A 4,116-nucleotide genomic window follows, 5' to 3' on the forward strand; every position below is an offset into this window, starting at 1 on the left:
CCCTCACCGGCGCGGGAATCGGCGACGCGGCGGAGCCCGTCCGGGCGCGAAGGCAACCACCGCGCCGCCTGCGGCCGCGACCGCCACGACGACGGTGACCGCGACGCCGTCGCCCGTGAACACCGGGACCGCACCCGCGAGTCCGGAGCCGACGGCGACGGACTCGGCGCGACGGTCGTACGGCGGCCCTGCTCGTGCCGTGACCGGCAAGGGTTGCCCGGAAGGAGCGTCGTCCGTGCGTGCGATCGCAAGGCGGCCACAAGCCCTCGAATGGGGTCCCCCCTGCTCGAACGAAGTCGAGAGCTCGGGGAAGGGGCTACGTGGGCTTTTGGCCAACGCCGCGAGCAATGGGGTCCCCCTGCTCGAACGAAGCTGAGAGCTCGGGGAAGTGCCGGGCGGCGCGACGGGGCAAACGTTGCCGGGAGCGGCACTAGCCCCGCCGGGCCGCGACGGCCGCGGCCCCGACCAGTCCCGCGTCGGCGCCCATCACCGCGGGAGCCACCGTGAGCCGCCGCACGAAGGAGAGCGTGGCGTACCGGTCGAGGGCCCGGCGCAGGGGAGCGAGGAGAACGTCGCCCGATCCGGCCACTCCCCCGCCGATCACCGCGATGTCGATCTCGACGAGCACCGCGGTGGCGGCGATCCCCGCCGCCAGCGCCTGCGCGGCCCGATCGTACGAGGCAAGGGCGATCCGGTCCCCCGTGCGCGCGGCGGCGGCCACGGCCGCGGCCGAGACGTCGCCGTCCGGTCCGGGCCGCCAGCCGTTCTCCAACGCCCGGCGGGCGATGTTCGGCCCGCTGGCGATGCGCTCGACACAGCCGTACGAGCCGCAGGGGCACGGGTCGCCGTCCAGCTCCACGCTGACATGACCGATGTGCCCGGCATTGCCCGTGGGACCGGGGTGCAGTCGTCCGCCGAGGACGAGCCCCCCTCCGACACCGGTGGACACCACCATGCACAGGGCGTTGTCATGACCGCGCGCCGCACCCAGCCAGTGCTCCGCCGCCGTCATCGCGACCCCGTCGCCGACGAGTTCGACCGGCAGTCCGCCGACCGCCTCGCCGACGCGTTCCACCAGCGGGAAATCTCGCCAGCCTGGAACGTTGACGGGGCTCACCGTACCGGCGGAGGCGTCCACCGGACCCGCGCTGCCGATGCCGACGGCCGTCACCCGCCCCCACATCGGCGACCCGGACAGCTCTGCCAGGACCTCCCCCACCGCACCCATGACCGCCTCGGCCCCCTCCCGTGCGGGTGTCGGCCGCTGCGCCCGCGCGAGGAGCCCGCCGCCGCCGTCCACCAGCGCGGCGGCGATCTTGGTGCCACCGATGTCCAGCGCGGCGACGAGGTCGGATTGCATCGGTGCGGCTCCGTGGGCTCGGGAGGGGGCGGGACGTGCGGGGCTCGGTTCGGACGCGGTCCGGCCCCGGTGAACGTCCGCCCAGTCTCCATTCAGTTGACAACGTTGTCCAGGCCCTATGCTCGACGGCACAGCATCCGGTCCGCGCCACGGCGCCGCTCACGGCCCAGGCCGGACCCCGCACCCGACGAAGGACAGCGCACCGTGGCCGAGACCGCCCGTCACCCCGAGCCCCGTTACGGCAACCGGCCGACCATGAAGGACGTGGCCGCGCGCGCCGGAGTCGGCCTCAAGACGGTCTCCCGGGTGGTCAACGGCGAACCGGGGGTGACGCCGGACACCGAGCGCCGGGTCCAGGAGGCCATCGAGGCACTCGGCTTCCGCCGCAACGACAGCGCGCGCGTGCTGCGCAAGGGCCGTACCGCCTCCATCGGGCTGGTCCTCGAGGACCTCGCCGACCCGTTCTACGGGCCGCTGAGCCGCGCGGTCGAGGAGGTCGCCCGGGCGCACGGCGCCCTGCTCATCAACGGGTCGAGCGCCGAGGACCCGGAGCGCGAGCAGGAGTTGGTGCTCGCGCTGTGCGCACGCCGGGTGGACGGTCTGATCGTGATCCCGGCCGGGGACGACCACCGCTATCTGGAACCGGAGATGAAGGCGGGTGTCGCCACCGTCTTCGTGGACCGGCCGGCCGGCCGCATCGACGCCGACACGGTCCTTTCCGACAGCTTCGGCGGCGCCCGGGAGGGCGTCGCCCATCTCATCGCGCACGGCCATCGCCGGATCGGTTTCATCGGCGACCAGCCGCGCATCCACACCGCCACGGAACGGTTGCGCGGCTATCACGCGGCCATGGCGGACGCCGGGACGGCGGTCGACGACTCCTGGGTGTCCCTCGGGTCCACCGAACCGGGGCGGGTCCGGGCCGCCGTGGAGAGGATGCTGTCCGGCCCCGAGCCCGTCACCGCGCTGTTCGCGGGCAACAACCGCGTGACGGTGACGGCGGTGCGCGTCCTCGCGGAGCGGGAACGCCCGGTCGCCCTCGTCGGCTTCGACGACATCGAACTGGCCGATCTGCTCGGCATCACCGTCATCTCGCAGGACGCCGCCGCCGTCGGCCGCACCGCCGCCGAACACCTCTTCCGACGTCTCGACGGCGCGGACCACTCCCCCGTGCGCGTCGAACTGCCCACCACGCTCGTCCCGCGCGGCTCGGGCGAACTGCCGCCCGCCTGAGCCGCGCGGCGCGTCCGGGGCGCCGCCGTCAGGGCTCGGTCACCGTGAGCCCGGCCCGGCGCGGCGCGGCGAACGCGTCCAGGTCCGCGCGCGTCAGCCCGGTCAGCCGGGCGACCTCGACCGCGTCCAGGGCGCCGCAGTCGATGCCGCGCAGGAGGTATCCGCCGAGCGCCTTGGCGGTGGCGGGTTCGTCCATCACGTCGCCGCCGGTCCTGGCGGCGTACGCGGCGAGCCGCGCGGCGGCCTGCTCCAGGCCCTCGCGGTAGAAGGTGTACACGGCCGCGTACCGGGTCGGCAGGTGCCCCGGGTGCATGTCCCAGCCCTGGTAGTAGGCGCGGGTCAGGGCGCGGCGGGTGAGACCGTGGTGGAGCCGCCATGCCTCGTGGACCCTATGGGTGGGACCGACGGGGAGGACGTTGGTGGAGCCGTCGCAGACCCGTACGCCGGTACCGGCGGCGGCGACCTGCATGACGGCCTTGGCGTGGTCGGCGGCCGGATGGTCGCTCGCCTGGTACGCGGCGCTGACGCCGACACAGGCGCTGTAGTCGAAGGTGCCGTAGTGCAGTCCGGTGGCCCGGCCCCGCGCGGCGTCGATCATGCGGGCGACGGCGGCGGTGCCGTCGGCGGCCAGGATGGACTGGCTGGTCTCGATCTGGATCTCGAAGCCGATCCGCCCGGCCGGCAGTCCGTGCGTCTGCTCGAACGCCTCGAGGAGCCGCACGAAGGCGGTGACCTGCTCGGGGTAGGTCACCTTGGGGAGGGTGAGGACCAGTCCGTCGGGGAGCCCGCCCGCCCGCATCAGACCGGTGAGGAAGATGTCCGTGGTCCGGATGCCCCGGTCGCGCACGGCGGCCTCCATGCACTTCATGCGGACGCCCATGTACGGCGCGGCCGTGCCGTTCGCGTACGCCTCCGCGACCAGCCGCGCGGCGCGGGCAGCGGTCTCGTCCTCCTCGGCGTCGGGGCGCGAGCCGTATCCGTCCTCGAAGTCGATGCGCAGGTCCTCGACGGGTTCGCGCTCCAGCTTGGCGCGGACCCGGTCGTGGACCGGGACGGCGAGTTCGTCCGGGATGCCGAGGACCGCGGCCAACGACGCCGCGTCGGGCGCGTGCTCGTCGAGCGCCTTCAGCGCCTGGTCGCCCCAGGAGCGGATGGTGCCGGAGGTGAACGTGGCGCCGGGGACGTAGACCGTGTGGACCGGCTGGCGGGTGCCGGGATCTCCCGGGTAGCGGCGGGCGAGTTCGGCGTCGACGGCGGTGAGGGAGGCGCCGATCTCCTCGCCGACCGTGCCGGCGAGGCTCGTCGCCACCTGCTCCTGCTGACCCATTGCACACCCTCCACCATCAGACGGTTTTCGCTTAGCGGAATCAACAATCCGGATAGTGAAGCTATAAGGCCGTCGATTCGGCGTCAATGGTGATCGGAAGAGGTCCGGGGCCGTGTGGTGGGAAGTCACCACACGGCCCCGGACCGGGACAACGGCAGGGGAAGCCCGCGTCGTCAGCCCTTGCGGGCCTTGATCT

General features: G+C 73.6%; 3 protein-coding genes. 1 reads left to right on the forward strand and 2 read right to left on the reverse strand.

The annotated features are described in order from the left end of the window. Window positions 1–430 precede the first annotated feature (430 nt). The gene (locus AB0E67_RS36175) at window positions 431–1,360 is read right to left on the reverse strand and encodes an ROK family protein (protein ID WP_362035072.1); all 930 of its coding nucleotides are present in this window, start codon (window positions 1,358–1,360) and stop codon (window positions 431–433) included. 204 nt (window positions 1,361–1,564) lie between these two features. Between AB0E67_RS36175 and AB0E67_RS36180 the strand changes: the two genes are divergently transcribed. Beyond that, on the forward strand, window positions 1,565–2,593 hold the full coding sequence (locus AB0E67_RS36180) for a LacI family DNA-binding transcriptional regulator (RefSeq protein WP_362035074.1): 1,029 nt from the start codon (window positions 1,565–1,567) through the stop codon (window positions 2,591–2,593). A 28-nt stretch (window positions 2,594–2,621) separates the two neighbouring features. On the opposite strand, the gene AB0E67_RS36185 is transcribed toward AB0E67_RS36180, so the two are convergent. Further along, window positions 2,622–3,920: an aldolase gene (locus AB0E67_RS36185; RefSeq protein WP_362035076.1), complete on the reverse strand. Its 1,299-nt coding sequence runs from the start codon at window positions 3,918–3,920 to the stop codon at window positions 2,622–2,624. Window positions 3,921–4,116 lie beyond the last annotated feature (196 nt).

This window comes from Streptomyces sp. NPDC032161 (genome assembly GCF_040636995.1).
Lineage (GTDB): Bacteria > Actinomycetota > Actinomycetes > Streptomycetales > Streptomycetaceae > Streptomyces.